General features: G+C 72.8%; 28 protein-coding genes. 14 read left to right on the top strand and 14 right to left on the bottom strand.

The window, feature by feature from the left end; genetic code table 11:
* Positions 1-24: 24 nt before the first annotated feature.
* From AC1VWI_RS40300 to AC1VWI_RS40290, 3 genes are all read left to right on the top strand, one after another.
* Positions 25-498 (top strand): carboxymuconolactone decarboxylase family protein, encoded by a 474-nt coding sequence (locus AC1VWI_RS40300; RefSeq protein ID WP_499516007.1) that lies wholly within the window; start codon positions 25-27, stop codon positions 496-498.
* 110 nt (positions 499-608) lie between these two features.
* Entirely contained in the window at positions 609-1,244 is a 636-nt protein-coding gene (locus tag AC1VWI_RS40295; protein ID WP_499516006.1) for a DUF1345 domain-containing protein, read from the top strand.
* 182 nt (positions 1,245-1,426) lie between these two features.
* Positions 1,427-1,753, top strand: a complete 327-nt coding sequence (locus AC1VWI_RS40290; protein ID WP_499516005.1) for a hypothetical protein — start codon at positions 1,427-1,429, stop codon at positions 1,751-1,753.
* 102 nt (positions 1,754-1,855) lie between these two features.
* Here the strand turns inward: AC1VWI_RS40290 and AC1VWI_RS40285 are convergent, their stop codons facing one another.
* Entirely contained in the window at positions 1,856-2,335 is a 480-nt protein-coding gene (locus tag AC1VWI_RS40285) for a MarR family winged helix-turn-helix transcriptional regulator (RefSeq protein WP_499516004.1), read from the bottom strand.
* A 383-nt stretch (positions 2,336-2,718) separates the two neighbouring features.
* On the opposite strand from AC1VWI_RS40285, the gene AC1VWI_RS40280 reads away from it, so the two are divergent.
* The 6 genes from AC1VWI_RS40280 to AC1VWI_RS40255 all read left to right on the top strand — a co-directional run bounded on the left by AC1VWI_RS40280 (position 2,719) and on the right by AC1VWI_RS40255 (position 8,550).
* Complete coding sequence (locus tag AC1VWI_RS40280; protein ID WP_499516003.1) at positions 2,719-3,078, top strand: hypothetical protein; 360 nt, start codon at positions 2,719-2,721, stop codon at positions 3,076-3,078.
* Positions 3,079-3,146: 68 nt separating this feature from the next.
* Complete coding sequence (locus AC1VWI_RS40275; RefSeq protein ID WP_499516002.1) at positions 3,147-3,461, top strand: hypothetical protein; 315 nt, start codon at positions 3,147-3,149, stop codon at positions 3,459-3,461.
* Positions 3,462-4,012: 551 nt separating this feature from the next.
* Complete coding sequence (locus AC1VWI_RS40270; RefSeq protein ID WP_499516001.1) at positions 4,013-4,666, top strand: FMN-dependent NADH-azoreductase; 654 nt, start codon at positions 4,013-4,015, stop codon at positions 4,664-4,666.
* 186 nt (positions 4,667-4,852) lie between these two features.
* Positions 4,853-5,134: a hypothetical protein gene (locus tag AC1VWI_RS40265; protein ID WP_499516000.1), complete on the top strand. Its 282-nt coding sequence runs from the start codon at positions 4,853-4,855 to the stop codon at positions 5,132-5,134.
* A 47-nt stretch (positions 5,135-5,181) separates the two neighbouring features.
* Positions 5,182-8,058: a SpoIIE family protein phosphatase gene (locus AC1VWI_RS40260; RefSeq protein ID WP_499515999.1), complete on the top strand. Its 2,877-nt coding sequence runs from the start codon at positions 5,182-5,184 to the stop codon at positions 8,056-8,058.
* 228 nt (positions 8,059-8,286) lie between these two features.
* Positions 8,287-8,550, top strand: coding sequence for a response regulator transcription factor (locus AC1VWI_RS40255; RefSeq protein ID WP_499515998.1), 264 nt, complete (start codon positions 8,287-8,289; stop codon positions 8,548-8,550).
* A 27-nt stretch (positions 8,551-8,577) separates the two neighbouring features.
* On the opposite strand, the gene AC1VWI_RS40250 is transcribed toward AC1VWI_RS40255, so the two are convergent.
* Positions 8,578-9,123, bottom strand: coding sequence for a TetR/AcrR family transcriptional regulator (locus tag AC1VWI_RS40250; protein WP_499515997.1), 546 nt, complete (start codon positions 9,121-9,123; stop codon positions 8,578-8,580).
* A 173-nt stretch (positions 9,124-9,296) separates the two neighbouring features.
* Here AC1VWI_RS40250 and AC1VWI_RS40245 point away from each other — a divergent pair, with 173 nt between their 5' ends.
* A complete protein-coding gene (locus tag AC1VWI_RS40245; protein WP_499515996.1) occupies positions 9,297-10,148 on the top strand; it encodes an oxidoreductase in 852 nt (283 codons plus the stop codon).
* 74 nt (positions 10,149-10,222) lie between these two features.
* Complete coding sequence (locus tag AC1VWI_RS40240; protein WP_499515995.1) at positions 10,223-11,674, top strand: aldehyde dehydrogenase; 1,452 nt, start codon at positions 10,223-10,225, stop codon at positions 11,672-11,674.
* Between the two features lie 79 nt (positions 11,675-11,753).
* Here AC1VWI_RS40240 and AC1VWI_RS40235 read toward each other — a convergent pair whose 3' ends face one another.
* Positions 11,754-12,353 carry an ATP-dependent DNA ligase gene (locus AC1VWI_RS40235; protein WP_499509137.1) on the bottom strand — a complete coding sequence of 200 codons (600 nt, stop codon included), beginning with the start codon at positions 12,351-12,353 and terminating at the stop codon, positions 11,754-11,756.
* Between the two features lie 188 nt (positions 12,354-12,541).
* Positions 12,542-12,898, bottom strand: coding sequence for a DUF805 domain-containing protein (locus tag AC1VWI_RS40230; protein WP_499515994.1), 357 nt, complete (start codon positions 12,896-12,898; stop codon positions 12,542-12,544).
* A 282-nt stretch (positions 12,899-13,180) separates the two neighbouring features.
* On the opposite strand from AC1VWI_RS40230, the gene AC1VWI_RS40225 reads away from it, so the two are divergent.
* Entirely contained in the window at positions 13,181-13,576 is a 396-nt protein-coding gene (locus AC1VWI_RS40225) for a DUF2267 domain-containing protein (RefSeq protein WP_499515993.1), read from the top strand.
* Positions 13,577-13,594: 18 nt separating this feature from the next.
* Here AC1VWI_RS40225 and AC1VWI_RS40220 read toward each other — a convergent pair whose 3' ends face one another.
* From AC1VWI_RS40220 to AC1VWI_RS40190, 7 genes are all read right to left on the bottom strand, one after another.
* A complete protein-coding gene (locus AC1VWI_RS40220; protein WP_499515992.1) occupies positions 13,595-14,332 on the bottom strand; it encodes a hypothetical protein in 738 nt (245 codons plus the stop codon).
* 86 nt (positions 14,333-14,418) lie between these two features.
* Positions 14,419-14,787 (bottom strand): hypothetical protein, encoded by a 369-nt coding sequence (locus tag AC1VWI_RS40215; protein ID WP_499515991.1) that lies wholly within the window; start codon positions 14,785-14,787, stop codon positions 14,419-14,421.
* Positions 14,788-14,896: 109 nt separating this feature from the next.
* Positions 14,897-15,595, bottom strand: a complete 699-nt coding sequence (locus AC1VWI_RS40210; RefSeq protein ID WP_499515990.1) for a DedA family protein — start codon at positions 15,593-15,595, stop codon at positions 14,897-14,899.
* A gap of 5 nt (positions 15,596-15,600) precedes the next feature.
* The gene (locus AC1VWI_RS40205; RefSeq protein ID WP_499515989.1) at positions 15,601-16,134 is read right to left on the bottom strand and encodes a hypothetical protein; all 534 of its coding nucleotides are present in this window, start codon (positions 16,132-16,134) and stop codon (positions 15,601-15,603) included.
* A 135-nt stretch (positions 16,135-16,269) separates the two neighbouring features.
* Entirely contained in the window at positions 16,270-16,971 is a 702-nt protein-coding gene (locus tag AC1VWI_RS40200) for a TetR/AcrR family transcriptional regulator (protein WP_499515988.1), read from the bottom strand.
* Positions 16,972-17,055: 84 nt separating this feature from the next.
* A complete protein-coding gene (locus AC1VWI_RS40195) occupies positions 17,056-19,353 on the bottom strand; it encodes an LLM class flavin-dependent oxidoreductase (protein WP_499515987.1) in 2,298 nt (765 codons plus the stop codon).
* 175 nt (positions 19,354-19,528) lie between these two features.
* Entirely contained in the window at positions 19,529-20,098 is a 570-nt protein-coding gene (locus tag AC1VWI_RS40190; RefSeq protein WP_499515986.1) for a MarR family winged helix-turn-helix transcriptional regulator, read from the bottom strand.
* A 160-nt stretch (positions 20,099-20,258) separates the two neighbouring features.
* Between AC1VWI_RS40190 and AC1VWI_RS40185 the strand changes: the two genes are divergently transcribed.
* A complete protein-coding gene (locus tag AC1VWI_RS40185; protein WP_499515985.1) occupies positions 20,259-21,689 on the top strand; it encodes an MFS transporter in 1,431 nt (476 codons plus the stop codon).
* Between the two features lie 19 nt (positions 21,690-21,708).
* Here the strand turns inward: AC1VWI_RS40185 and mdlC are convergent, their stop codons facing one another.
* Positions 21,709-23,298, bottom strand: coding sequence for a benzoylformate decarboxylase (mdlC, locus tag AC1VWI_RS40180; protein WP_499515984.1), 1,590 nt, complete (start codon positions 23,296-23,298; stop codon positions 21,709-21,711).
* A gap of 669 nt (positions 23,299-23,967) precedes the next feature.
* Between mdlC and AC1VWI_RS40175 the strand changes: the two genes are divergently transcribed.
* Positions 23,968-24,831 (top strand): phosphatase PAP2 family protein, encoded by an 864-nt coding sequence (locus AC1VWI_RS40175; RefSeq protein WP_499515983.1) that lies wholly within the window; start codon positions 23,968-23,970, stop codon positions 24,829-24,831.
* On the opposite strand, the gene AC1VWI_RS40170 is transcribed toward AC1VWI_RS40175, so the two are convergent.
* Both AC1VWI_RS40170 and AC1VWI_RS40165 read right to left on the bottom strand, forming a co-directional pair.
* Positions 24,776-25,510, bottom strand: a complete 735-nt coding sequence (locus AC1VWI_RS40170; RefSeq protein WP_499515982.1) for a CE1759 family FMN reductase — start codon at positions 25,508-25,510, stop codon at positions 24,776-24,778. The genes AC1VWI_RS40175 and AC1VWI_RS40170 overlap by 56 nt on opposite strands.
* Positions 25,511-25,513: 3 nt before the next feature.
* Positions 25,514-26,701: a CE1758 family FMN-dependent luciferase-like monooxygenase gene (locus AC1VWI_RS40165; RefSeq protein WP_499515981.1), complete on the bottom strand. Its 1,188-nt coding sequence runs from the start codon at positions 26,699-26,701 to the stop codon at positions 25,514-25,516.
* Positions 26,702-26,802: the final 101 nt, after the last annotated feature.

Raw genomic sequence — 26,802 nt, 5'->3', positions numbered from 1 at the left:
GTCACCACGCAAGAGGAGCCCACCATGGAAGCCCGCGTGAACCTGTTCGGCAACGACCTCGCGCTCAGGTTCTTCAAGCACCTCAACTCGGCGGGCAAGGTGCCCGTCGAGTCGGGGCTGCCGGCCGCGACCCAGGAACTGGTGAAGATCCGCGCCAGTCAGATCAACGGCTGTGCCTTCTGCGCCGACATGCACACCAAGGAGGCCGCCGCGGCCGGTGAGACCTCGGTGCGCCTGAACCTCGTCGCGACCTGGCGCGAGGCCACGGTCTTCTCCGAGGCCGAGCGCGCCGCCCTGGAACTCACCGAGCAGGGCACGCGCATCGCGGACGCCGCCGGCGGCGTCACGGACGAGGTCTGGGCGAACGCCGCCAAGCACTACGACGAGGAGCAGCTCGTCGCCCTGATCGGCCTCATCGCCGTCATCAACGCCTACAACCGCGTCAACGTCATCAACCGCCAGCCCGCGGGCGACTACCGGCCCGGCCAGTTCGGCTGAGGGCGGGCGCCCCGGCCCGTGCCCACGGGCCGGGGCGCCGCTGCACCCTCCGGGCGATCCCAAGTGCCGCTGCCACGGGCCGCGGACGCCGGGTTGTAGCGTGATGCGGCATGAGGACCAGTTCGCCGCTCTCCGCGGTCCCCCGGCTGGCAGGCGCGATCGTCGTCGGCGCGGTGACCGGCGTGGTCGTCGGTGTCCTGACGGACGCGTCGCTGGGCGTCCTCGCCGGGATCGCGGCGACGGAGACGGTCTTCGTCGTGACGGGCTGGCTCGTGCTGTGGCCGATGGACGCGACCGCCACCCACCGCAACGCCCGGCGGGAGGACTTCCGCCCCGTCGTCGAGGAGCTGGTCGTCGTCGCCGCGGCCCTGTGCGGGCTGCTGGCCATCGTCGTCCTGCTCCTGCGCGGTGGCACCGACAAGGATCACGCCGCGGCGGCGACCGCGCTGAGCGGGGTGTTCATGGCCTGGGCGGCGCTCCACCTGATGTACGCCGCGCGCTACGGGTACCTCTACTACACGGCCGCGGCGGGCGGGATCGACTTCAACTCCCCGCACCCGCCGACGTACCGGGACTTCTTCTACTTCAGCTACAACCTGGGCATGACCTACCAGGTCTCCGACACGGACGTCTCGAGCCCGGCGATCCGTGCGACGGTGCTGCGGCACTCGCTGCTGTCGTACGTCTTCGGCACCAGCATCCTGGCCACGACCATCAACCTGGTCGCCGGGATGGTCACAGGCTGAGAGCGGACCGGGCGTGCAGCTTATATCCCGAGCCGAAAATTCCTGTCAAGTCCCGAATTGCAGCGACATGACGCCGGGCGCCGTACCCGGCTTACTGGAGACATCGGGTTCCACCCCCCAGGGGCGGCCCACCGGACCACCACCGGAACCCCCTCCACCCCCGCTCACGAAGGACGACGACCATGGCCCCCACCCTCCGCACGAAGCGCCTCGTCACCCTCACCGCCGTGGCCACCCTGGCCGCGGGAGGGGCGCTGCTCCCCACCACCGCGTTCGCCGCCACCGCGCCGGCCGAGGCGCACGCGGCCACCGCGAAGGAGTCCGGCCGGGGCGGCGGTCACGGCGGAGGCCGGGGCCACGACGACGAGGGCTGGGGGCGCGGCGGCTGGAACCAGGGCGGCAACCGCCCCAACGCCAATGGCAACGGCAGCATCATCATCGTCGTCGGCGACAACAACTCCACCAACATCAACAACGGCACCGTCAACAACGGCGTGATCTTCGACTGAGCATCGCCTACGTCCCACCGACCCGAAACCACCAGCACCTCCGGCCACCGGGGGTGCTGTTCCCGTCCCCGTGCGCGGACGGGCGCCGGCCGGGCCCGCGGGTCACTCCTCGGCGCAGAGCTCGTCGCCCGGCGAGGTGCGCACCCGGGCCAGGAGGCCGCGGAGCGCCGTGACCTCCTCCGGGGACAAGTCCCCGAAGAGCCCCCGCTCGACCTCTTCCACCGCCGCCTGGGCCTCGGCCAGCACGCCGCGCCCCCGGTCCGTGATGGCGACGATGTGCCGGCGACGGTCCGACGGGTCGCGACGGCGCTCGACGAGCTCCGCGGACTCGAGGTCGTTGAGGATCGCGACCATGATGCTGGGATCCACCTCGAGCGCCGCGACGAGACCCTGCTGCCCCATGGACCCGCACCCGCCGAGCAGCATCAGCGTGGCTCCGGCCCGCGGTGTGAGGCCGCAGGAAGCGAAGGCGCGCTGGACGCGGCCGTTCGCGATGGCGCCGTGCCGGGCCAGCAGGAAACCGAGCTGCTCCAGCGGGTCGCCGCCGGCAGCACCCTCAACCGCGATCTCGTTCACTGCCATGCCTGCATGATAGCGCGCCACCAACCATCGTGATCGATGGGTAATCCATGAACTTCAACGATTTAGCGACCGCGACCCCCACCACGCCCCCACGGACGAGGTCGCCCCCAGCGGTCGTTCGTGCCCCGTTATTCCACTTCTCCCGATTCCTTGCGCGAGGCGATGGTCACATCCCATAAATGATTGACCCTCCTCAATCATCTGTTAGGTTCCATTCACCAGCGATCCACAGCGACGCCGGCCCCGCGGAACCAGCACCTGCGAACCAGGCGCCCCGCCCCGGCAGCACCACGGAATCGCCCCCGCACGACGGGGACCGGCCCAACCGGCCGGACCGTCGTCCGACGCCCCGCACACCGGGGCACAGCAAGGAGACACCAGTCATGAACAAGTGGACGCGCATCATCGCCACCTCCACCGCCTCGGTGGCACTCGCCGGCACCGCCCTGCTCGGAGCCACGGGTTCCGCCTCCGCCGCCCCCCGGCCCGCCGGCCAGGACCGGCAGGCCGTGAGCGTCAGCAGCACGACGTGGGACAGGACGGGCGACCGCACCGGGAACGACGACCGGCGCTGGAACGACGAGGTCACCCGCCACCACTACGACTACGGCCACCACCAGGTGCAGTACTGGTACGGGTACGACGGCAAGCTCTACCGGTACGACGGCCACCGCCTGGCCCGCTGGTCCCACGGCCACTGGGTGACCGTCTGGCAGTCCCACGGCCACGGGCCCGTCCGCTGAGGCGCGACCGGATCCGGCACACCCCGCCGGGCCACGCACGCCCCGCCGACAGGCAGGAGGCCACACCGGTGCCGAGCCGCCCCGTCCTCGCACGGCCCGGCACCGGCACCGGCCCCCGCCCCTCCCCCACCCGCGCCGCCACCGGCACACCGAAAGACCCGGAGAACACCATGCCCATCCCGACGACGAAGTCCGGCGGCCTGCTCAACAACGCCTTCGTGGCGGTACGGCGCCTGCAGACCCCGGCCACCGCCTCCGGTACCGGACGGCACCGCGGCCGGCCCGCCGGTGAGCGCATCACCTCCATCGGCGTCCGGGGCATGGGCACCCACCGCCGCCCGCTCGACACCCCCGGCTCCGGCGACGCGGCCGCCCGGGCCTGAACACCGCCCGGGCCTGAACACCGCCCGCGCCGTCCCGCCCCCGACCTCACCGACCCGCGCCCGCGCATGCGCCTGCGCCGGGCCGACACCAGAGGGAACAACCAACTCCGCTGCCCCGGAGTTGAGTTGGCCGCGCGTCTGCCGCGCACACCGCGCGCCCCGGCACCCCTCCGCGGAAAACCGCCCAGGCTCCCCGTCCTGACTCCTCCGGACCGGGGAGCCTTCGGCGTACCGCCGCACACGCACCGTCGGCCGGGCCGAGCGGCGCTGCGGCGCGCCATGACGCCCGTGTGGCGGCCGTGGCAGGCCACTCCCTTCGCGGTCGACTCCCTTTCCACCGACGGTGGTTCATCGCCCCACGACCAGGTACTTACCAAAAGTTAGCGGCTAATCCTCTCTTTGGCCCGCGGGACCCGGGTGCATCACGGTGGAGCCGTGGGACCCGCACCTCGCATCCCCCCGGCGACGCGGGCCACCGGGCTCCCCGGCGTCATGACGCCGGGGAGCCGCCCCACGGGGACACGCACACGTCTGACGCACCTGGAACTCACATGGCAACCCTGCTGCACCTCGACTCCTCCCTCCACCCGGGCTCCGACTCCCGCTCCCGCACCGTCGCGCTGACCTTCCGCGACGCATGGCAGGAGCAGCACCCGGACGGCACCGTGGTCTACCGCGACCTCGCCGCGGACCCGCTCCCCCACCTCGATCTGCACGGCTTCTCCGCCGCCTTCGTCGACGCCCCGTCGCACACCCCCGAACAGGCGGCGGCCTTCGCGGGCCGTCTGGCCCTGATCGAGGAACTGGAGAAGGCCGACGCCGTGCTCCTCGGCGCCCCGATGTACAACTTCACGATCCCGTCGACGCTCAAGAGCTGGATCGACCACGTGCTCATGGTCGGCCGCACGACCGGCGACACCTCCAGCGTGAAGGGCGTGCCGGTGACCGTCATCGCCAGCCGCGGCGGCTCCTACGCTCCGGGCACCCCGCGGGAGTCCTCCGAGTACGTCCAGAACTACCTGCGGTCCATCCTCGGCGAGTACATGGGCCTGGACCTGGACTTCATCGTCCCCGAACTGACCGCGGCGGCCTCGAACCCCGCCATGGCCGAGCTCGTCCCGCTGGCCGAGGCCTCGTGGACCCGGGCACTGGAGGACGCGACCACCAAGGGCAAGGAAGTCGCGCAGCGCGTCGCGGCCGCCTGACCCCGGGCCGTGTCCTGCCCGTACCGGGCAGGACACGGCTCCCCCCGCTCCCCGCCTGGTACCGGGAGGCATAGGAACAGCGTTCCGTGGCCGGCTCGGCCGCGATGACGCAACCTTGGCCGTGTCCGGCACACCTCGCACGGCCGCCCGCCGCGGTCACCCCCCCGCCCCGTTCGGAAGACGCCCATGAGCAACCAGACGACCACCCATCGCCACGCCGCCGCTCCCCACGGCCCCGCCGGCCCCGACGCCGCCTCCGGCGCGCAGGAGTCCGGCATCGACGGTCTGGCGCACCTGGTCGACGACCTCGCGCACGCGATGGCCACGACACCGGAAGCCCTCCTCGCCGGCATGTCGGACGACGTGCTGAACGCCCTCTTCCTCCTGCACGTCCAGGAGGCCCCCGACCGCGCCCCGTGCCCCGGCGGCCCCGGGGAGCCCGAGCGGAACCGGACCACCACGGAGTAAGGCCTGCCTCGCCTGCCAGCTTTGCTCCATAAATGTACATTTACATCGTGAACGACCGATTGGCGCTCCTCGCCGATGTGGAGAAGGGCATCGGTGAGGGCGAGGTGCTCCGGCTCGCGCTGCAGCACGCGGTCGCCGAGCTGGACGGGCTGGGCGGCACGGTCCACCTGTGCGGGCCGATGTCGGCGCTGCGCCTGGTGTCCACGGTCGGACTGTCACCGGGGTACGTACGCCCCTGGGAGATCATCGACCAGGAGAGCCCGGCGGTCCCGGCGCGCGCCGTACGCCGGCACGGCCGCGTGTGGGCGGCCGACGGATCGGCCGGCGCAGGCCGGCCCGGGACGGCGAAGGGATGGCCCGGCACGGGACTGGCCTCCGTGGCCCTGTCCGACGGGGTGAGCTCGGTGGGGTCGCTGACCGTCGTCACCGGCTCGGCCGGGGAGCCCACCGAGGAGCAGTGGCGGTTCCTCGAGGCGGTGACCGCCTGGGCGCAGGAACGCGTGGACCAGGCACCGCCCCCGACCCGCCCCACGCACGAGGAACCCAGCGGCAGCCGGTTGCGGCAGGCGCTGAAGGCCGTCGAGGTGGGCACGTGGGACTGGAACATCCGCACCGGCGAACTCGCCTGGGACGACGCGGCCATGGCCGTCTACGGCACCGACCCCTCCGACTTCGTGCCCCGGGTCGAGAGCTGGATGAAGGTCGTCCACCCCGACGACCTTCGGTGGACGCTCGCCACCGCCGAGAGGGCGATCCGGGACCGGGGCGTGTTCGAGGCCGAGTACCGGGTGCGCCGCCCCGACGGCAGCTACGGCTGGACCGAGACCCGCGCCAAGGTGGTCCTGGACGACAGGGGCGAGCCGTACCGGATGATCGGCACGGCGTGGGAGAGCAACGAGTCGCGGTCCGCGCGTGACGCGCTGAGCCGCGCCCTGCGGTACATGAGCGACGGCTTCCTCTCCGCGGACGAGGACTGGCGCATCACCTTCGTCAACCTGGAGGCCGAGGACGTGCTCGGCTCCTCCGAGGAGGAGCTGTTCGGCCGGGTGCTCTGGACGCTGCCGTCGCTGCGGCAGATCCCCGGCCTGGAGTCGCGCTGCCGGGAGGCCGCGGCCAAGGCGGCGCCCACGAGCTTCGACGTACGGATGCCGGACACGGGCTCCTGCTACCAGGTCCGGCTGGTCCCCCTGCCCGACGGGGTGACGCTCTACTTCACCGACGTCACCGACCGGCGCAGGCACGAGGCCGAGCGCGCCGCCGCCGAGCGAGCGGCGGGCGAACGCGCGACCCGGATCGCCGAACTGACCGCGGCCCTCGCCAAGGCGACGACCTCGCGCGACGTGGTGGACGCCGTCGCCCAGCGTGTCCTGCCGCCGTTCGGCGCCACCGGGCTGCTGGTGCAGGCGCTCGAGGACGGCAGGGCCTACAACGTGGGGTCCGTCGGCTACCCGCAGGCCTTCCTCGACAACCTCCAAGGCCGTCCCCGGGGTGCCAAGGACCCGGTGTGGGACGCCATCTCGACCAGCGGACCGGTGTTCGTCTCCTCGGCCGAGGAGTACGCGGCGCGGTACCCGGCCATGTCCGACCGCCCGCACCTGACCGGGAAGGGGTCCTGGGCCTTCCTGCCGCTGACCGCCTCCGGGCTCACCTTCGGCGTCTGCGTGGTCGCCTTCGACCAGCCGCGGCGCCTGACGGACGAGGAGCGCACCCTGCTGAGCGCCATCAGCGCCCTGGTGGCCCACGCCCTGGAACGCGCGCGCCTGTACGACGCCGAGCACACCCGCTCCCGGGAACTGCAGAGCGCGCTGCTCCCCCAGGAGCTGCCCGCGCTGCCGTCGTGCACCCTCGCCGCCCGCTACCTGCCGACCGAGCAAGGCGCGGACGTCGGCGGCGACTGGTACGACGTGATCCCGCTGTCCGCCGGCCGGGTCGCCTTCGTCATCGGCGACGTGATGGGCCACGGCCTGTCCGAGGCGGTCACCATGGGACGCCTGCGCACGGCCGTCCACACGCTGGCCGGTCTCGAACTGCCCCCTGACGAGATCATGGGGCACCTCAACGACATCGTCGGCGGACTCGGCGCGGACTCCTACGCCACCTGTCTCTACGTGCTCTACGACTCGACCACCGGCACCTGTTCGGTCACACGCGCCGGACACCCCCCGCCCGCGGTCGTCCATCCCGACGGCACCGTGCGCTTTCCGAAGGCGGCGCCGAACCCGCCCCTGGGGGCCGCGGAGCAGCCGTTCGAGAGCGTCGAACTGCAGGTCCCCCGGGAGAGCCTGCTCGTGCTGTTCACCGACGGGCTGGTCGAGTCCTCCGAGCGCGAGATCGACGAGGGCCTGGGCGATCTGGCGCGCCTGCTGGCCGACGCGGACGCCGAGGACCTGGGGGCGCTCTGCGACGCCCTCATCTGCGGGCTGCTCCCGGTAGGGCGGACCACCAGCGACGACATCGCGCTCCTCGTCGCCCGCGTCCACGCGCTCGCCCCCGAGCGGATCGCCTGCTGGCCGCTCCCCGAGGACCCGCGGGCGGCGGGGATGGCCCGCGGGCACGTGCGGGAGCAGTTGTCCGCGTGGGGTCTGGAGGAGCTGACGCCGACGACGGAACTGCTCGCCAGTGAGCTGGTGGGGAACGTCGTCCGCCACGGGAAGGGCCCGATGACGCTGCGGCTGCTGCGGGACATCGACCTGGTCTGCGAGGTCTCCGACGACAGCCTGACGATGCCCCGCATCCGCCACGCCTCCGAGACGGACGAGGGGGGCCGGGGCCTCCAGCTCGTCGCCTCCCTGTCCCAGCGGTGGGGCACCCGCTACACCCCGAACGGCAAGTGCATCTGGACGGCGCAGCAGCTGCCGGACCCCGACGCCTGCGTGCCGCTTCCGGAGCCGTTCGACGTGGACGCCGTTCCGCCCCTCGACTGACCGGCCCTCCGACTTCCCCCGTGGGCGGCGGTGTCGGCGGGCAGGCGGCCCCCTGGGCCGGCCCCGCGGGCATGGTGTGACACGTCTGTGACAGTCGGCGGACGGGGTCATGACCTCGCAGCGCGAAAGTGGTCCATGGAGGGCAAAACGCCCCAATCGGACATCCACCTCCTGCTACCGAGGGCGTGAGCAGGGACCGCAGCCGCCGAACCGCCGAAGGACACCGCCATGAGCTCCGCACCCGCCACGCCCCAGGCCGACCCCAGCCCCGACGCCGACACCGCCGGCACCGGCGGCGACGTCCCCGAACTCGCCCCCCGCGAACGCGAGACCCTCCGCCACATCGCCGCGGGCCGCACCTACCTCCAGACCGCCCGCCACATGGGACTGTCCAAGCACACCGTCGACGCCTACCTCCGCCGCATCCGCACCAAGCTCGGCATCTACAGCACCGCCGAACTCACCCGCACCGCCATCGCCCTCGGACTGTGACCGCCGCGCTTCCGGCCGCCCGGAGGATCAGGAGCGGCCGAAGCCGTTGAGGAACGCGTCCACCACGAGGTCGGCAGCCCGCGGGGGCTCCACCTCGGGAAAGCGGTGGGCGACGGTGTCCACCAACTGGTCGAGGACCGCCCTCGCCCACTCCGGGGAGGCGTCGGGGCGCAGATGACCCTCGTCCGCGGCGCGCCGCACGAAGGCGTCAAGCCGCGCGCTCTGCTCCGCACGCCGGCGGTCGGCGTCGGGGTCCTGCCGCATCATGCGGCGCGTGTCGACGGGCCACTCACGGCTGACGGGGACGATCCCCTCCACGTAGCGGTGGAGGGCCACGCCCACGGGCGCCTCCATGAGCCGCGCCTCGTCGAGGACGCGCTCGGCGGAGTCGAGTTTCGCGTGGAAGACGGCGTTGAGCAGGGCTTCGCGCGTGGCGAAGCGGCGGTGGACGGTCGTCCGGTCCACCCCCGCCGCGCTGGCGATGGCCGACATCGACGTGCCGGGGTCCTCGGCCAGCAGCCGGGCCCCGGTGCGCAGGACCACGGCGAGGTTACGTGCGGCATCGGCTCTCATGATGGCGTCATGGTAACAGGGAGTCGCAGTTAGACGTACATCACCATCACACCCGCTGCATCGGCCGGGCATAGTGCTACATTGATGTTGCAGTTAATCGAAGAGCTTCGACAGTGACCTCGGATCCGTCCCCCGGCCCGAGAGCGCTCGTCGCAGGACAGGAGGAACGTCCCATGGCACGTACGTGGCTGATCACCGGTGGTTCCCAGGGCCTCGGGAGGGCCCTCGCGGTCGCGGCGCTGGAGGCGGGCGACCGGGTCGCGGTGACCTCGCGCAAGCCGGAGGCGCTGGCGGAGCTGGCGGCGGCGAACCCCGAGCGGCTCCAGAGCCTCGCGCTGGACGTCACCTCGCCCGCGGAGGCCCGGCAGGTGGTCGCGGCGGTGGTCGAGCGCTTCGGCGGCCTCGACGTCGTGGTCAACAACGCGGGTTACGCGACCAACGGCTCGGTGGAGGACTTCCCGGAGGACGAGTTCCGGGCCCAGATCGAGGCGAACCTCTTCGGGGTCGTCAACGTGACGCGGGCGGCGCTGCCCGTCCTGCGCGGCCGGCGCTCCGGGCACTTCGTGCAGATCTCGTCCATCGGCGGCCGGGTCGGCGGCACGCCCGGCCTCAGCGCGTACCAGACCGCCAAGTTCGCGGTCGCGGGCTTCTCCGAGGTCCTGGCGAACGAGGTGGCCCCGCTCGGCATCAAGGTGACCATCGTGGAGCCGGGCGGCATCCGCACCGGCTGGGCCGCCGGCGCCGCGCTGACCTCAGGCCCGATCGGTACCGACTACGAGCAGACCGTCGGGCGGTGGCAGGAGCGGTTCGCGGCCTACAGCGGCAACGAGCCCGGCGACCCGGCCCGCATGGCCCGGGCGATCGTCGACGTCGTCGGCGCCGAGGAGCCCCCGCGCCGCCTGCTGCTCGGCAGCGACGCGCTGGAGATCGCACTGGACGCCGAGGAGGCACGTCTGACGGAGGCCAGGACGTGGGCGCACCTCAGCCGCTCCACGGACCACCCGGTCGCTTCCGGCTCCGCGTGACCCCGCACCCCCGTACCCCCGCCCCCCGCTTTGCCCTTGCCCCACCTTGCCCCCGCAACTGGAAGACGTGACTGATGACCCTTCGCGACAGGCTCTTCATCGGCGGCTCCTGGGTGACCCCCAGCGACCCTGACCTCCTCCTCGAGATCCGCTCCCCCCACGACCAGTCCGTCCTGGGCAGGGTGGCCCAGGCAGCCGACGCGGACGTGGACGCCGCCGTCGCCGCGGCGCGTGAGGCCTTCGACAACGGGCCGTGGCCGCGCACCGACCCCAAGGAGCGGCAGGAGGTGATCCGCCGGGTCAACGCGCTGCGCGAGGCCCGTGCCGACGAGATCGCCGCGGCCATATCCGCCGAGAACGGTTCGGCGGGCTGGTTCACCAGGGCCGGCCAGCCGTTCCTGACCCGCCAGGTCGACGCCTACCTCAAGGCCGCCGCCGAACTCGGCTGGGAGGAGGTCCTCGAACCCTCCGACCCCTCGGTGGACTTCGACACCGTGGTCAGGCGCGAGGCGATCGGCGTGGTCGCCGCGGTCATCCCGTGGAACTCGCCCTTCTCCGCGGCCACGGCCAAGCTGACCCCGGCCCTCCTGGCCGGCAACACCGTGGTGCTGAAGGTCTCCCCGGAGAACTCGCTGAGCATGATGCTGCTGGCGGACCTCTTCCACGAGGCGGGCCTCCCCGAGGGCGTGCTCAGCGTCCTCCCGGCGGACCGGGAGACCAGCGAGCACCTCGTCTCGCACCCGGACGTCGACAAGATCGCCTTCACCGGCTCGACCCGCGCCGGACGGCGCATCGCCTCGATCGCCGGCGAGCAGCTCAAGCGGGTCAGCCTCGAACTGGGCGGCAAGTCCGCGGCCGTCATCCTCGACGACGCCGACCTCCCCGCCGTGATGCAGGGGCTGCGCTTCGGCTCCCTGGCGAACAACGGCGAGGCCTGCATCCTGCAGACCCGGATCCTGGCGCCGCGCAGCCGCTACGAGGAGGTCGTCACGGCCCTGAAGGAGATGGTGGAGTCCCTGAAGGTCGGCGACCCCTCCGAGCCGGACACCTTCATCGGCCCCATGATCCGCCGTGACCAGCAGCAGCGCGTGATCGACTACATCAAGCTGGGCATCGAGGAGGGCGCCCGCCTGGTGACCGGCGGCCCCGAGGTACCGCGCGGGCTGGAGGAGGGCAACTACGTCACTCCCACCGTCTTCGCCGACGTCGACAACGGCATGCGCATCGCCCGGGAGGAGATCTTCGGCCCCGTGCTGGTCGTGATCGCCTACGACGACGAGGACGACGCGGTGCGGATCGCCAACGACTCCGACTACGGCCTGTCGGGGGGCGTCTGGACCACGAGCCCCGAGCGTGCGCTGGCGGTCGCCCGCCGGCTGCGCACCGGGACCGTCACCCTGAACGGCTCCCCGATGAGCTTCGACGGCCCGTTCGGCGGCTACAAGGCCAGCGGCATCGGCCGCGAGTACGGGTCGGTGGGCCTGACCGGCTACGTCGAGCACAAGACGATCACCCGTCGGCGGTGACCGCGGGCGGGCCGGGCCCGGGAGGCGTGTGGGGCGCCCCGGGCCCGGCGGTCACCGGTCGCGGCGGCCCGGGTGGGGGTCAGGAGTCGTCGGCGTGGAGGTTCTTGACCTTGATCCAGTCACGGCTGCGGCGACCCGGCAGGTACGTACTGGTCAACCGCTTCGCCACCACACCGTCGTACCCCTCCTGACGGATGTAGTGCAACGCCTCACTCGCCATCGCCGGCCAGTACGGCGGCACCACCACATGCGGCCCCGACACCCCCAGATCATCCAGCAACGCCCGCCGCGCCGTGTACGGCGAATGCAACACCGGCTCCCCCAAGTGCAGGATGTCGTACACCACCAACTGCGCCGGCATCGCCTCGGCCGCCTCCGCCACCGCCGCCGGATGCCGCAGACTCATCCGCCGCTGCAACCGCTCCACCGACACCCCACCATGCTTCCCCAACGCCACGATCTCCCCGTCCAGCACCCCCACCAGACCCGGCGGCAACGACCCCGGCAACCCCCGCAACTCCGGATACCCCGCCGTCACGTCCTGCCCGATCCCCGACACCAACCGCACCTCACCGTCCCCCGGCAGGTACACCAGCACCCGGGCACCGTTGAACAACGGCTCGAAACCGTACTCCGCCTCCGCCCCCGGCCCCGGCAACGGCCCCGCCACCGCCAGCATCGGCGACCACCCGGGCAACTCCGCCCGAGGCACAGAATCCGCAGGAACGCGCGTACTCATATACACCAGCATCCCCCCACACCCCCCGACCGGCGAATTCAGACACCGCACGGCCCGGACGGCACGCGGCCCCTTCCGGCCGGCCCGGCCGGAAGGGGCCCCTCACCACGCGGAGATCAGGCGGGAGATCAGGCGGGCGCGCCGCTGAACTTCGGGTTCGCGCCGTACTGGTTCTCGGAGGGCTGGCCCTCGGTGCAGAAGAACACCAGCAGGACGATCGCGCCGACGACCGGGACGAGGGCGATCAGGATCCACCACCCGGACCGCCCGGTGTCGTGCAGGCGGCGGACGGCGACGCCGAGCCCGGGCAGCAGCACCGCGAGCGCGTAGACCGACTGGAGGAAGTTGAAGTCGATCGCGCGCCCGACGAGGACCAGCACGATGCTGATCACCACGTTGAACAGCGCGAACATCCAGTATTCGGTGCGGCGCGCGCGCCCGCCGAAGACGGCGTACTTCTTGAGCACGTCCACGTACCAGTGCATGCGGAACCCCCCAAGGTCGACGAACGGAAGCCCGTCCGGAGCGGCCGGGCAGGCGGAATGTACGGTTTTGTAGTGCGCAGGTCAAGACTTACGACGGCAGAAGGCCTTGCTCCGCTTCACGGCCTTCGGGCCGTACCGTCCTCATGGCGGTCCGGCAGTCATACACCGCGGATTCCGGGGTAGACGGGGGCGGAACGGCCGGACCCCCCGGCCGGCACGCCCACCCACCGCGGAGGTCCTCCGATGTCCCCCCAGCCCCAACCGGGTCGGCCCACGGCGTCCATGACGTTCGACCACATGCTGGAGCGGGTGCGGTACGACGGCGTCTACCCCACCCGGGAGCGGGCCGAGGAGGCCGTGCGGGCGGTGCTCGCCGCCCTGGGCCGCCGGCTCATCGGCGACGAACGCGTCGCCCTGGCCGCGTGCCTGCCGGTCGAGGCGGCGCTGGTCTTCACCGCCGAGATCCCGGAGATCCGGCCCATCACCTGCGGCGCCTTCGTCGAGGACCTGGCCGCCCGCACCGGCGGCAGCACCGCCACGGCACGCTGGGACAGCTGCACCGTACTCGCCGTGGTCGCCCGCCTGGCCGGACGCGACCTGACCACGCGGGTCCTCCACCAGCTGCCGTGCGACTACGCCCCGCTGTTCGGCCGCGACGACCTCGTCAGCGCCGCCTGAGCCTGCCGCCGGGAGCGGCTAGAGGTGCCGCATCCACAGGTTGGACTCGGCGTAGACGCCCTGGTCCCGCTCACGGTCGATCTCCACGAGGTCGAGGGCTCCCGGGACGACGTAACCGCCGGTCCGCGGGAAGGCCATGCCGGCCCACGACTCCCACTCGGCCACGGTGCCGGGGATCACCATGGAGCGCGGCGCGGGCGCGAGGACCGTCGCCCCGAGCCGTTGGTGGGTGCGGATCCAGGGGTCCAGGTGCAGCCCGTCCGGGCGCGCCCAGCCGGCGAAGTCCTCCATCGGCGCCAGCGGGTAGCGCGCCTTGAGGGTCGGCCGCACCGGTGCGATCACCCGCCTCAGTCCGGCGTCCACGGCGCGGTCGCGCAGCGCCGTGAGCACCGTGCCGGCCAGTCCGCCGCCGAGGCGGTCCGGACGCACGGTGGCGACCATGATGCAGAGGGTGTCGGGCACGACGGAGGCCTCGTGCCCGGTCACCGCGGCGGCCATCGCGCCGTCGTAGCCGTCCGGCAGCGTGCCGACGTCCCCGTCCCAGCGCAACGCCACCCCCGCCCCGCCGGCCACCACCTCCCCGCCGTCCAGCAGCAGCACGTCGAACCGCGGGAAGTACGCCAGCGCCCGGCGCCGGTACACGGCCGAGGACGGCGCGTGCAGGATGAACTCCGGCCACCCGCCCCAGAGCGCGTCCTTCACCTGCCGACGGAGGTCGGGGCGCTCACCGGATGTCACGATCTCTGTCTCGGGCACGCGGGGATCCTAGAGGGATCACCGTGCGTGCGGTATCCCCTCCCCTGGCACCGGTCTCCCTGGCGGGGAGCCCACCGGGGGCCGCCTCACGCGGGAAGGTAACTCGGCCACCACGGCGGGACGTTGTCCGTGCACCAGGGGCTCGGGTAGGAGTCCGGCATGCCGAGCCACGTCACCAGGAACCACGTGAACCAGACGGTGAAGGCCAGACCCGCGACCAGTGCCGCCCGTCGGTGGCGTCGTCCCAGGGTGCCGTGCAGGACGACCCATGGGATCGCCGTCGCGACCCAGATGAGGGGCGCGAGGAAGAGCAGCGTCAACGAGTTCGCGGCCGCGTTGACGCCGACGTCGCACGCGGCCCATGCCCTGCCGATGGCGACGACGGAGACCACCGAGGTCAGCCCGCCGTAGAGGATGCCGAACCCGATCCCCCTGGACCAGGGTCTCGGAGGCACCCGTGTTCCCGATTCCGCCGTCATCCGTCCCCCCCCGTTGCCGCGCGGAGGCGCAGAGTACCAACCGGCCTCGCGCCGGGGTCCCGGGTCGGACCGTGAACGCGGTCGCTCACGACTCCCGTGCGGAGCTGTACGTGCCCGCGGGGTCCTGCTCCGGTGTCCGCGGGGCGCGCCCGCCGGACGCCACGATCCTCGACGCGGCGCGTGCGCTCCCGCGCCGGTGCCGGGCGACGAGCCGGGTGGCGACCAGCGCGGCCGCACCCGCGGCGACGAGCACGGGGATCGCGACGAGACCGGCCCGGTGCAGCAGTTCCGTGGCGGCCGCGCCGGCAAAGTAGCCGAGCAGCACGTTGCCGACGCCCCAGACCAGCGACGCGGCGCTGCTGTAGGCGAAGAAGCGGCGGTAGGGCATGCCGGACGCCCCCGCGACGAACGGCAGGAAGGTACGGACGAAACCGACGAACCGGCCGGTGAACACCGCCGCCCCGCCGTGGCGCAGCAGGAAGTGCTGGGCGCGTCCGATCCGGCTGTCGGGCCGTATCCGGTGCAGCCACGTGCCCGGGTGCCGCTCGCAGTGCCGGCCCAGTGCGAAGCCGAGGCTGTCACCGGCCATGCCGCCGGTGACCACGGCGGCGGCCAGCAGCAGGGGGTCCAGGTCCCCCCGGCCCGCGATGGCGGCCGCGAGGAGGATGACCGTCTCCCCGGGGAGCAGCAGGCCGACGAACGCGCTGGTCTCCCCCGCCGTCACGGCGAACACGACGACGTACGACCACCATCCGGCTGCCTCGATCAGGCCGTCCAGGTGCATGGCCGTCAGCCCGCCTGCCGCAGCGGCGCCGCTTCGGGTGCGCGTCGCGCCCCCCGCCGGTACGGCACGTGGCGTGCGGTGAACCAGGCGAGCACCGGCACGCCCGCGGCCAGCAGGGCGCCCGCCACCGGGTCGTCGGCGGTCGCCACCGCCGCCGTGACCGAGGACAGGGCGATCGCCGCCACGGCGATCCGCGCCCAGACGGCCGGGACGGTGGCGACGACCGCGAGCGCCGTCAGCAGGTACCAGCCCGCCCCCGCGCCGGGCAGCGCGAAGTAGTCCGCCAGGTAGTCACGGGCGGGAGACGCCCCGCGCACCGGCACGCGCCCCATGGACGCGGAGAGGGCGAGCCCGGCCCCGCTCGACAGCAGCAACGCGACGGCGACGCGGACGTAGACCGCGGGTTGCCGGTGGGACAGCCAGAGCAAGGTCACCGCCATCAGCGGCCAGGGGGCCACGGCGTGGATCCGGTCGAGCACGTGCGCCGCGTCCTGCCCCAGTGCCGTCCAGCCATCTCTCGCGGATGGGGATGGGTTCACGGCGGCCTCCTGATCAGCCGGGTCCGCGTCGCCACGGCGGCGCGTCGACTTCGTCTTCCGATCAGGTAACCGGACTTGGCTCTCCACTTATTTCCGCCGTGACGCACCTAACACCGCACAGGCCCGGCGGTACGGTCAGCCGAGGCCGCGGCCCTCGCGGCCCGGCGCCCGCAGGCCCTTGGCCTCCGCGTTCCCCAGCAGCGCGCGCTGGGTCTGCATCGGGGTCGGCGCGGCCGGCAACGGACCGGTGTGGACCGGCCTGCACGCCTCCAGCAGGAACGCCACCAGGCGCCGCCACGCGTGGGGGGCGGCGCCCCGGGTCACCTCGATGACGCCCGCGTTCGCCATGAGGAACAGGAGGACGTCCTCCGGAACGACGTCCTCGCGCAGGGCTCCGGCCTCCTGTGCCCGGCGCACGAGTTCGCCCACGGCGCGGTTCTGGCGCTCACAGGAGCCGGCGGCCACCCGCGAGTTGGGAAGCCTGAGGACGAGCAGGTCGCTGATGCCGCGGTCGGCCGCCATGGCCCCGCACAGCCGCTCGACGAACGTGGTGAAGCCGGTCCACGGGTCCTCGCAGAGCAGCGCCTCCTCGGCGATGGCTCCCACCTGCGTCAGCTCTTCCGCGAAAGCGGCCTCGACCAGTTCCTCGCGGGTCGGGAAGCGCCGGTAGAGCGTGCCGGCGCCGACCCCGGCGCGCTCGGCGACCTCGTCCAACGGCGCGTCCAGGCCCCGCTCTTCGAAGATCTGACGCGCGGCCGCCACGATCCGCTGCCGGTTGCGCACGGCGTCCGCGCGCAGTCCCCGTTCTGCGGATCGGGGGCTCTCGGTCGCTGCCATACGCCCAGCCTACCAACCGGAGAACCCACTCCGGATGGCGTCGCTCAGGACCCCTCAGCGGCCCGGGCGATCGCGGCCGTGGGCCTACCGTCCGGCCGTGCCGCCGTCGGAGGACGTGGCGGGCGGGATGGGGAAGTTGCGGTTGAAGACGTTCCCCGGGTCCCACTCGGCCTTGGTCCGGCGCAGCCGCGTGAGGGCCGGCTCGGGGAAGGCGTCCTGGAGGCGGGCCGGGTCGGTGTCCGTCTCGAAGCTCAGGTACATGCCGTCCAAGTGCGGGTACAGACGGGCCCACTGGGCGTTCATGCGCGGGACGAGGTCCGGCGCGGTGGCGGCGAGCACGGAGAACTCCTGGGTGCGGTGCGACCAGGCCGTCGCGTCGGCGGGCACGTCGTGCACGGCACCGCCCATCGAGCGGAACTGCATGATGAGGAGGTCGCCGGACTTCATCATCGCCTCGACGGTCTCCGCCGCCTCGCGGGTCATGTGCGCGAGCAGTCCGCTGCGCGTGTCCTCCAGGCCCTGCCCGCGGTGCCGGTTTCCGGTCGGCGCCACGATCGCGTGGTACGGGGCGAGTTGGGCCTGCTGATCGAGGACCGGCCCGGTGCCCAGGAACGGCGTGAGGGCCTGCTGCGCCTCCTCGACGTCGTCGCCCGCGTACACCAGGGTGATCCGCGCGGTCACCGGCGCGCCGCGCCGTCCCGGGAAGAGCGACAGGAAGCTGCTGATCTCCCGCGGGGCGGCCTCCACCAGACGCCCCCATTCCATCAGGAAGTCCGCTGTGTCGGTCGCGTCGACGACGAGCGTGGCGTAGGCGACGTCCTCGACCTCGTAGGCCTCCAGCTCGAAGGCCGTGACGACGCCGAAGTTGCCGCCCGCGCCGCGTATCGCCCAGAAGAGGTCGGGGTGGTGCCCGGCGTCGACGCGGAGCTTGCGGCCGTCGGCGACGACGATCTCGGCCGCGGTGACGTGGTCGATGGTGAGGCCGTACTTGCGGGCCAGGTAGCCGATGCCGCCCGCCGTGGCGAGCCCGCCGACGCCGACGTCGCCGTAGTCGCCGGAGCTCATGGCCAGGCCGTACGGGGCGAGGGCGCGTGCGACGTCCCCCCATCGCGCGCCGGGCTCGATGCGGACCCGGCCGGTGGACCGGTCGAGGACCTCGACGGCGTTCATCGCGGAGAGGTCGATGACGACCCCGCCGTCGTTCGTGGAACGGCCGCTGATGCCGTGACCGCCGCTGCGCACCGCGACGGCGGCGTCCTGGCCGCGCGCGTAGGCGAGGGCCGCCACCACGTCGTCGGCGCTCTCCGCACGGACGACCAGGGCGGGCGATCCGGTGCGGGTGTAGGTGTGGCGCACGTCCTCGTAGCCGCGGTCGCCCGGTTCGACGACCTTGCCGGCCAGGGACTCGGGGACGGCGTCGTAGTCGAGCGTGTCGTGGCGCGCGGCGAGGGTGACCGCCGGGCGCCGCGGGGCGGTGCCCGTGCCCGCGGCGGCCCGTTCGCGTGCGACGGCCTCGCGCAGCGCGGGCGCCACCTCCTCGCCGAAGGTTCGGATCACGTGCGGGTCGTCCCGGCCGATGAAGAAGCCGGAGAAACCGTGTTCCAGGACGAGCGGGAGCAGTTCCTCGACCCACTGCGCCGGCGGGCCCTGGAGGTGGCCGCGCCGCACCGGGGAGAAGTCCACCCGGAGGACGTTGAGCAGGCGCCGGACCTCCCCGGGGTCGCGGCCGGCCGCGAGCGCCGCCTCGTCGATCGTCTTGCCGGCCTCCGCCATCCCCGGGGTCCGCAGGTACTCCAGGGTGGGCAGCCATCCGTCGGCCTTACGGCCCGTCAGGCGCAGCATCCGCGGTTTGTAGGCGCCGAGCCAGACGCCGATGTCGTGGGCGGGGCGCGGGCCGCGCTTCATCCCGGGGACGGTGTGGTGCCGGCCCTGGAAGCGCAGGGGGCCGGGAGCGTCGCCGTCCCACACGCCACGGATGACGTCGAGGGCCTCCTCGAGCGCCTCGGTCCCCTGGCCCGGCGTCAGGCGGCGGCCGCCCATGCCGTGCACGGCGTCGGGGAAGGCGCCTGCGCCGAGGCCGAGTTCGAACCGCCCTCCGGACAGGAGGTCCAGGCTCGCCGCCGTACGCGCGAGCATCGCGGGCGGGCGCAGGGGCAGGTTCGTGACGTTCGCCGAGACGCGCAGCCGGCTCGTCCGCGCCGCGACCCAGGTCATGAGCGTGTAGGTGTCGAGGAAGTCCGGGTTGTAGGGGTGGTCCTGGAACGTCGCGACGTCCAGGCCCGACGCCTCGGTGAGTTCGGCCAGGGCCACGGCCTGCGCGGGGTCGTGGGCGGTCGGGGTGATGAACGTGCCGAGCAGGAGCTCGTGACCGTGGTCGGGCATGACCTCGCCCCTCTAAGTATGCTGCCGGACAGCTTATCTGCCTCGCAAACAATATATATTGCAGCACATCTGTGGGCGCACGCATTCCTCGGCCCTCCAAGACGAAGCCGCCGCCATCCGGACGGACGGCGGCGGCAGCAGTGGAGCGGGGGCGCCACCACGGCACCCCTGACGGTCAGTTCGCGGGACGCCGCCGTCCGCGGCGTGGTGCCCGCGCCGACTCCTCGGCGATGCCGAACTCGACGACCACCTGGCAGGGGTCGACCATCGGGTCGCGCCCGGTCACATGACGGGCGAGGGTGCACAACATGCCGTGGAACGCCTCCCGCGACTCCTCCGGCAGCACGCCGAGCAGCTGCTGCTCGACCAGGCCGACCCGGGCACGCAACCCCTCCCAGCGTTCGGCGCCGCGCTCGGTGGCGAACACGTGCCGGCTCCTGCGGTCGGCGGGGTCGGGCCTGCGCTCCACCAGACCGGCCTCCTCCAGGTCGTCCAGGAGGTAGGTCATGACCGTCCGGTCGACCCCGAGGCGTTCGGCGAGGGACTTCTGGCTGCCCGCCTCGCCCGAGACGGCGGCCGCGAGCACGAAGTAGCCGCGGGGGCCCCCGGGGATGTCACCGACAGCGGCGTCGACCGCCTTCGCGTAGGCGCGGAAGACCGCGCCGATGGCGAAGCCGAAGTCGCCGTCCAGTCCGGACGGTCCGCTCTCCGGTACCTCCGCACCGAGGCTGCGCTGTGAAGTCACGAGGACACCCTAATTCACCTCGGTGCCGCATATAGTCTGCTTGACAGATCATCTTACCTACATAAGATCTGCTTGGCATCTTTCTCCGGGGCCCGAGTGCCGCCCGACCTCCCGGGCGCCGGAACCGGCGGAACCCGCACCCGTTCGCAGAGAAGGCCCCATGCCACCCCTTGCTCCCCCGCGTCCCGCGCGCCCGCGCGCCGTCCTGGCCGTCGTCCTGCTGGGCGTCTTCACGTTCGCCCTGCTCCAGTCGCTGATCAACCCGGTGCTTCCCCGGTTGCAGGAGGAACTGCGCACCACACAGACGCTCATCACCTGGGTCGTCACCGCCTTCCTCCTGTCGGCGTCCGTCTTCACACCCGTCGTCGGACGCCTCGGCGACCGGTACGGCAAGGACCGGATGCTCGTCGTGGCACTCGCCGCGCTCGCCGCGGGCTCGCTGCTCTCGGCGGTCGCCACGGACATCACCGTGATGATCGCCGGACGGGCCGTGCAGGGCATCGGCGGCAGCGTCCTGCCGCTCGCCTTCGGGATCATCCGCGACGAGTTGCCACGGGAGCGGATCCCCGGCGCGATCGGTCTCGCGTCGGCGCTGACCGCGGTGGGCGGCGGCATCGGCGTCGTCCTGGCCGGACCGCTCGACGACGCCCTGGGCATCCGGGCGTTGTTCTGGGTCCCGATGGCCCTCACCGCCGTCGCCGCGGTGGCGGCACGGCTGGTGGTGCCGCCCTCGCCGTCCCGGAACGACGGGTCCGTCAGCTGGGTGTCCGCCCTGCTCATGGCCGGCTGGCTGCTCGCACTGCTCGTACCGCTGACCCAGGCCTCGGCGTGGGGGTGGTCGTCGGGCAGGGTGACCGGCCCCCTGGTCGCGGCCGTCGCGCTCGCCGCGGCCTGGGTCGTGACGGAGAGCCGCTCCGCGAGCCCGCTGGTCGACCTGCGCATGCTGCGCGTCCCCGCGGTGTGGACCACCAATCTGGTCTCGCTGCTGCTCGGCGCGGGCGTCTTCGCCGTGCTCGGCTTCATGCCCGCCTTCCTGCAGAGCCCCCCGGAGAGCGGCTACGGCTTCGGGGCGGGCGTCACCCGGGCCGGGCTGCTCCTGCTGCCGATGACGGTGGCGATGTCCGTCTCCGGTCCGGTGTCGGTGCGACTGACGCGCCGGCTCGGCGCGCGCACGGTGCTCACCGCCGCGGCCGTGCTCGACGTGGTCGCGCTGGCCGGGCTCGCCTTCCGGCACGACCGCGCGTGGCAGGTGGTGGTCGCGATGGTGCTGCTCGGCGCCGCCTTCGGGGGAGCCGTCGCCACGATGTCGAACGTCGTCGTGGCCGCCGTCCGCCCCGAGCAGACGGGAGTGGCGGGCGGTGTCAACGCCAACCTCCGCACCATCGGCGGCGCCCTGGGCGCCGCGCTCATGGGCGGGATCGTCGGCGCCCGCGTCGGCGAGGGCGGACTGCCCGCCGAGTCCGGGTACACGTACGGCTTCGGCGTGCTCGCTCTCGCCGGACTGGGGGCGGTCCTCGCCGCATGGCTGGTGCCCCGCCGGAGCGCGGCCGGGCACACGCCCGCGAAGGAGGCGATCGTCGCCCGCTCCTGACGGGACGCCGGCGGCCCCTTCAGCGCTGGTGGACCTCGACGAGCCGGGGGACCTGGGCGGTCGGCCCCTGGTGCACGAAGTCCGTCAGGTCCTGGAGGTCCTCCGCGCGGTGCGCCTCCAGGCCGTAGCCGCGGGCGAGGTCCAGGACGCCGATGCCGGAGATGTCCAGGTAGTCGCCCTCCGGGACGTGGAGGAGCCGGGAGAACTCCTCCAGCGCCCGGTACCTGCGGTTGTTGCAGACCACGAAGGTGACCGGCACCCGGTAGCGGGCGGCGGTCCACAGGGCGGAGGGGGTGTACTGCATGGCCCCGTCGCCGATCAGGGCGACGACGGGCCGCTCGGGACGGCCGAGCCGCAGCCCGATGGCGGCGGGCAGGCCCCAGCCCAGGCCGCCGGAGGCAGGGTAGAACAGCGACTTGGGCCGGGTGATGGTGAGCCGGTCGCGCGCCATGTCCGCGGACGTCCACTCGAGGGCGAACACGGTGTCGTCGCTCTTACCGCGCTCGATCGCGTCGAGGATCGCCTCGGCGGTGAACGCGGGCCCGGAGGTGTCCGCCGCCGCGACGGTGCGCCCGGGGGGCCAGGGCCGGTCGCCCGGGGCGGCCGCCTCGGCCAGACGCACCAGGGCGTCGGACGGGTCGCCCACGGCGAGGCGGCCGAAGGGGGCGCGGGCCGCTTCGTCCGGGTCGTCGGTGACGCCGTACACGCTGACGCCCGGCGGCAGGAAGTCGCTGCCGCTGGGCGCGTGGTACCGGAAGACGGGCGCCCCGAAGCACAGGACGACGTCGTGACCGGAGAGCACCTCCGCGACCGCGCCGACGGCGGACGGCAACTGGCCCTGGTAGCAGCGGTGTCGCGTGGGGAACGGCGCCCGCGGCGGGCTGGGGGCCACCCAGACGGGGAGCCGGGCCCGTTCGGCCAGCGCGACCGCCGCGGGGAAGCCGGTCTCGGTGTCGGCTCCCGGGCCGAGGACGAGCACCGGCGACGCGGCGCGGTCCAGCACGCCGGCCAGCGCGTCCAGCACGCGCGGCGCCACCACGGGGCTGCCCTCGACCCCGCGGTCCATGAGGCGGGCCAGGTCGCCTTCCTCGGCGGGCTCGTTCCAGTCGTCCAGCGGTACGGACAGGTAGACCACGCCGCGCGGCGCGGAGCCGGCGAGCATCAGGCCCTTGGAGACCAGTGCCGGGCCGTCCTGCGGCCGCGGCGGTTCGCCGGACCACTTGACCAGCGGGTCGCAGAGTTTGGTCGGGTCGACGTTGGTGAGCATCGCGCCCACGGGGACGTAGCGCCGGGACTGCTGGCCGGCCATGACGACCATCGGGGTGTGGCAGCTCGCCGTGTTGGTCATGCAGCCCATCGCGTTGCCGGTGCCCGAGGCGGCGTGCAGGTTGAGGAAGCCGGTCGTGTCCGACGCCTGGGCGAAGCCGTCGGCCATCGCGATCGCGGCGCCCTCCTGGAGGGCCAGGTAGTAGGGGATGTCCTCGGGCAGCCCGGTGAGGAACGAGAGCTCGTTGGACCCGGGATTGCCGAAGACCGCCTTCACCCCGTGATGGCGCAGGATTCGGTAGAAGGCATCACTGACGGTGACCACGGCCGTCCCCTCACGCAAGGTGATGGACCCTGTCCCATGACCGTAGAAGTGCCGCAGGGGATCGGCAAATCGGCACGGCACCGCCATCGCCGGGCGCCACTCACGAGCGACCCGCCGGAAACGGGGACGGTGCCGAATTCCGCGTCCACGGGCACCGATTCATCGCCGCGGAAAGGCCTGTCGCAGGTATGCCCCGCATTCCTCGCCGGAAATCCCCGGAGGACGCACGGAAGCCGCACCCATCCCAGATGCTTGCAGCGTCAAGTAGATACCGGTCGCCGTTCCCTGTCAACTCCACGTCGGGCACCTTGCGCGTGAGCAGCGATGACACCTCTCATCGGACGCATGGTCAGTTCACTTTGCCCTCAGGGAAGAAACGCCCGGCCTCCCGTGATCCCCCCATGCCGCGCCATGGCCGGCGCATCGCGACGACTTCCTGTGATCTTCCCCACCACGACCCTCTGGAATACGGGAAACGAAACTCCCAGTTGTTGCGATGCGTTCGAGCACAACTGAACCGGAGGCAGAAATGAACGGCCCACTCCCCTCGTCGGACGGCAGTGGCAGAAACACCGACGGCAGCCGGATCGTCGTCCCGCTGTGGCGGGCCCCGCTCGCGGGTGCCGGAGTCCGCGCGGAGTCGCACCCGGGAACCCAGAGTGACCGGCAGGGCTTGCGGACCCCGCGATGAGCGTCATCGCGCCCTACGCGCACCGCGCCCGCCACCTGGCGTACGACGCCGTCTCCTGCCGGGCGGCCCATGACGGGCCCCCGGCCGCCACCGCGTCCCGGCTGGTCCCGCGGAGCGCGGTCGTCGTGGCCGCCGTCATCGGCTACTTCGGCGTCCGGGGCCTGACCGACGGTTCGCAGGGCACGGCCCTGCACAACGCCGCCCGGGTCCAGGCCACCGAACGGTTCCTGCACCTGGACTGGGAGTCCCCGCTGCAGGACCTGGTCGTCGACGACCGCACCCTCACGCGGGTCCTCAACTGGATCTACATCTTCGGCCACTGGCCGGTCATCGCGCTCACCCTGCTGTGGCTGCTCTCCCGGCACCCGGAGGTGTACACCCGGGCGGCCGGCGCGATGCTGTTCTCGGGCGCGGCCGGGCTCGTCGTCTTCGCCGCGTTCCCCGTGGCCCCGCCGCGACTGGCGGCGCCGGGCATGACGGACACCGTCACCCAGCAGTCCCATGCCTACCGCGTGCTGCAGCCGCCCGCCTTCACCGACCAGTACGCGGCGATGCCGAGCCTGCACGTCGGCTGGAACCTGCTCATGACGCTGGCGGTCCTCGCCGCCACCCGGAAGGTCTGGCTCCGCGTCCTCGCCGTCGCGCTCACCGTGTCGATGGACGCCACCGTCGTCCTGACCGCCAACCACTACGTCCTGGACGCCCTCGCGGGCGCCGCCCTGGCCCACGCCGGCTGGTACGCCGCCGGACACCTCAGCTCCCGGCTCCGGCTCCGGCCCCGGCGCGGCGGGATCGCCTCGGCGGTCAGCCGGCGGGGCCTTCCTTCCGCAACGGGGCTCCCCCGGCGGCCAGGCGCATGAGCGGGGTGTCGAAGTCGACGTCGGCGGCGGTGCGTTCGGCACGCGTGGCGTTGCCGCCGAAGCGGTGCTGGTAGCCGGACCAGGCGCGGTCCGCGATCGTGTCGGCGACCCCGCTGGCCATCAGCGCCGCGAGCTCGACGGCCGCCCGGCCGATGCGGTCCCCCAGCGCCGACGCGCCCCAGTCCTCGGGGGCGGCGAAGACCGACGTCGGGACGGAGAGGGCGCGCAGGTAGGCGAACATGGGGCGGACCTGGTCCTCGACCACCAGCGCATGACGCGCGCTGCCGGCCGTCGCGGCGAGCAGGACGGGCTTGGCGACGAACAGGTCGCCGTCCAGGACGTCGAAGAACGACTTGAACAGGCCGCTCACCCCCGCGGTGTAGACCGGGGTGGAGGTGATCACGCCGTCCGCGGAGGCCAGTTCGCCGATCGCCGCCTGCAGGTCCTCACCGGGGTGCCCGGAGACGATCGCCCGGGCGATGTCGACGGCGAGCGGACCGAGTCCGATCGACCGGGTCGTGGCCGTACGCCCCTGCTCGCGCAGCGCGGCGACGGCCCGGTGGGCGATGCGGCCGGCCAGCAGCCGCGACGACGAGGGATCACTGACCCCCGCGTCGACGACGACGAGGCTGAGCGGGCGGGCGGCGGACGCGTCGGCGGCCGGGGTGCCGGTGCTCATGGCTCAGCCCGCCAGGGGCCGGTGCGCGGCGACCGACGGATCATTGTCCTGGTACGGGGAGGCGCCGGTGACGTTGTCCCCGCGGTTGGGGTTCGGCCGCGGCTGCCGCGGCTCGGCGTCCCCGTACTTCGCCCGCACCAGGCTCGCGTGCGTGGGCGCGTCCGCCACGCCCGGGGCGCGCAGCGAGGCCATCTCCTTGCGGAGCACCGGCACCACCTCGGTGGCCAGCAGCTCCATCTGCTCCAGGACGACCTCGACGGGCTGCCCCATGCCGTCCACGTTCCACAACTGGCGCTGGTAGTCGCCGAAGCGCTCCCGGAAGTCCATCGTCTTGTCGATGACCTCCTGCGGACTGCCCACCGACAGCGGTGTGAGCTTGCGGTACTCGTCCAGCGAGTGCCCGCGGAACAGCGGGTGGCCCTCGAAGTACGGGCGGAACGCCGCGACCGCGTCCTGCGAACGCCGGGCGATGTGGGCCTGGCCGCCGAGGCCGACGACCGCCTGCTCCGGGGCGCCGTGCCCGTGGTGCGCGAACCGCTGGCGGTAGAAGGCGACGAGCCGTTCGAAGTGCCCGTACGGCGCCAGGACGTTGTTGGCGAAGAAGCCGTTGCCGTAGTAGGCGGCCTGTTCGGCGATCTCGGGCGTGCGGATGGAGCCGTGCCACACGAAGGGCGGCACGTCGTCCAGGGGGCGTGGGGTGGAGGTGAAGCCCTGCAGGGCGGAGCGGAAGTTGCCCTCCCAGTCGACCACGTCCTCCCGCCACAGTCGGTGCAGCAGGTTGTAGTTCTCCAGGGCGAGTTCGACACCCCGGTGGATGTCCTGCCCGAACCAGGGGTAGACCGGCGCCGTGTTGCCGCGTCCGAGGACGAGGTCGACCCGGCCCTTGGCGACGTGCTGCAGCATCGCGTACTCCTCCGCGATGCGCACCGGGTCGTTCGTCGTGATCAGTGTGACGGAGGTACTCAGCGTGATCCGCTCGGTGAGCGCCGCGATGTGCCCCAGGATCGTGGTGGGCGAGGAGGGGATGAACGGCGGGTTGTGGTGCTCGCCGATGGCGAAGACGTCCAGTCCCAGCTCGTCCGCGCGCCGGGCGATGCGCACGATGGCGTCGATGCGCTCCGCCTCGCTCGGCGTGCGTCCGGTGACCGGGTCGCGGGTGACGTCGCCGACTCCGAAGATGCCGAATTGCATGGTGGTTCGTCTTTCTGGTGCGCGGACGGACGCCCGGGGGGTTCCGGGGTCCGCGCCGGCAGGCCCGCACCCCACATCTTTGACTCGTCAAGCATAGACAT

This window comes from Streptomyces sp. TOM-9 (genome assembly GCF_056858595.1).
Note: the sequence above shows the minus strand (reverse complement) of the source record. Positions and strands in the feature narration are given on the sequence as shown.

Bases quoted from the DNA above. Each gene is read 5' to 3' on its own strand.
- AC1VWI_RS40300 (WP_499516007.1), top strand. From the start codon at position 25: ATGGAAGCCCGCGTGAACCTGTTCGGCAACGACCTCGCGCTCAGGTTC.
- AC1VWI_RS40295 (WP_499516006.1), top strand. From the start codon at position 609: ATGAGGACCAGTTCGCCGCTCTCCGCGGTCCCCCGGCTGGCAGGCGCG.
- AC1VWI_RS40290 (WP_499516005.1), top strand. From the start codon at position 1,427: ATGGCCCCCACCCTCCGCACGAAGCGCCTCGTCACCCTCACCGCCGTG.
- AC1VWI_RS40285 (WP_499516004.1), bottom strand. From the start codon at position 2,335: ATGGCAGTGAACGAGATCGCGGTTGAGGGTGCTGCCGGCGGCGACCCG.
- AC1VWI_RS40280 (WP_499516003.1), top strand. From the start codon at position 2,719: ATGAACAAGTGGACGCGCATCATCGCCACCTCCACCGCCTCGGTGGCA.
- AC1VWI_RS40270 (WP_499516001.1), top strand. From the start codon at position 4,013: ATGGCAACCCTGCTGCACCTCGACTCCTCCCTCCACCCGGGCTCCGAC.
- AC1VWI_RS40265 (WP_499516000.1), top strand. From the start codon at position 4,853: ATGAGCAACCAGACGACCACCCATCGCCACGCCGCCGCTCCCCACGGC.
- AC1VWI_RS40255 (WP_499515998.1), top strand. From the start codon at position 8,287: ATGAGCTCCGCACCCGCCACGCCCCAGGCCGACCCCAGCCCCGACGCC.
- AC1VWI_RS40250 (WP_499515997.1), bottom strand. From the start codon at position 9,123: ATGAGAGCCGATGCCGCACGTAACCTCGCCGTGGTCCTGCGCACCGGG.
- AC1VWI_RS40245 (WP_499515996.1), top strand. From the start codon at position 9,297: ATGGCACGTACGTGGCTGATCACCGGTGGTTCCCAGGGCCTCGGGAGG.
- AC1VWI_RS40240 (WP_499515995.1), top strand. From the start codon at position 10,223: ATGACCCTTCGCGACAGGCTCTTCATCGGCGGCTCCTGGGTGACCCCC.
- AC1VWI_RS40235 (WP_499509137.1), bottom strand. From the start codon at position 12,353: ATGCTGGCGGTGGCGGGGCCGTTGCCGGGGCCGGGGGCGGAGGCGGAG.
- AC1VWI_RS40230 (WP_499515994.1), bottom strand. From the start codon at position 12,898: ATGCACTGGTACGTGGACGTGCTCAAGAAGTACGCCGTCTTCGGCGGG.
- AC1VWI_RS40225 (WP_499515993.1), top strand. From the start codon at position 13,181: ATGACGTTCGACCACATGCTGGAGCGGGTGCGGTACGACGGCGTCTAC.
- AC1VWI_RS40210 (WP_499515990.1), bottom strand. From the start codon at position 15,595: ATGCACCTGGACGGCCTGATCGAGGCAGCCGGATGGTGGTCGTACGTC.
- AC1VWI_RS40200 (WP_499515988.1), bottom strand. From the start codon at position 16,971: ATGGCAGCGACCGAGAGCCCCCGATCCGCAGAACGGGGACTGCGCGCG.
- AC1VWI_RS40195 (WP_499515987.1), bottom strand. From the start codon at position 19,353: ATGCCCGACCACGGTCACGAGCTCCTGCTCGGCACGTTCATCACCCCG.
- AC1VWI_RS40185 (WP_499515985.1), top strand. From the start codon at position 20,259: ATGCCACCCCTTGCTCCCCCGCGTCCCGCGCGCCCGCGCGCCGTCCTG.
- AC1VWI_RS40175 (WP_499515983.1), top strand. From the start codon at position 23,968: ATGAGCGTCATCGCGCCCTACGCGCACCGCGCCCGCCACCTGGCGTAC.
- AC1VWI_RS40170 (WP_499515982.1), bottom strand. From the start codon at position 25,510: ATGAGCACCGGCACCCCGGCCGCCGACGCGTCCGCCGCCCGCCCGCTC.
- AC1VWI_RS40165 (WP_499515981.1), bottom strand. From the start codon at position 26,701: ATGCAATTCGGCATCTTCGGAGTCGGCGACGTCACCCGCGACCCGGTC.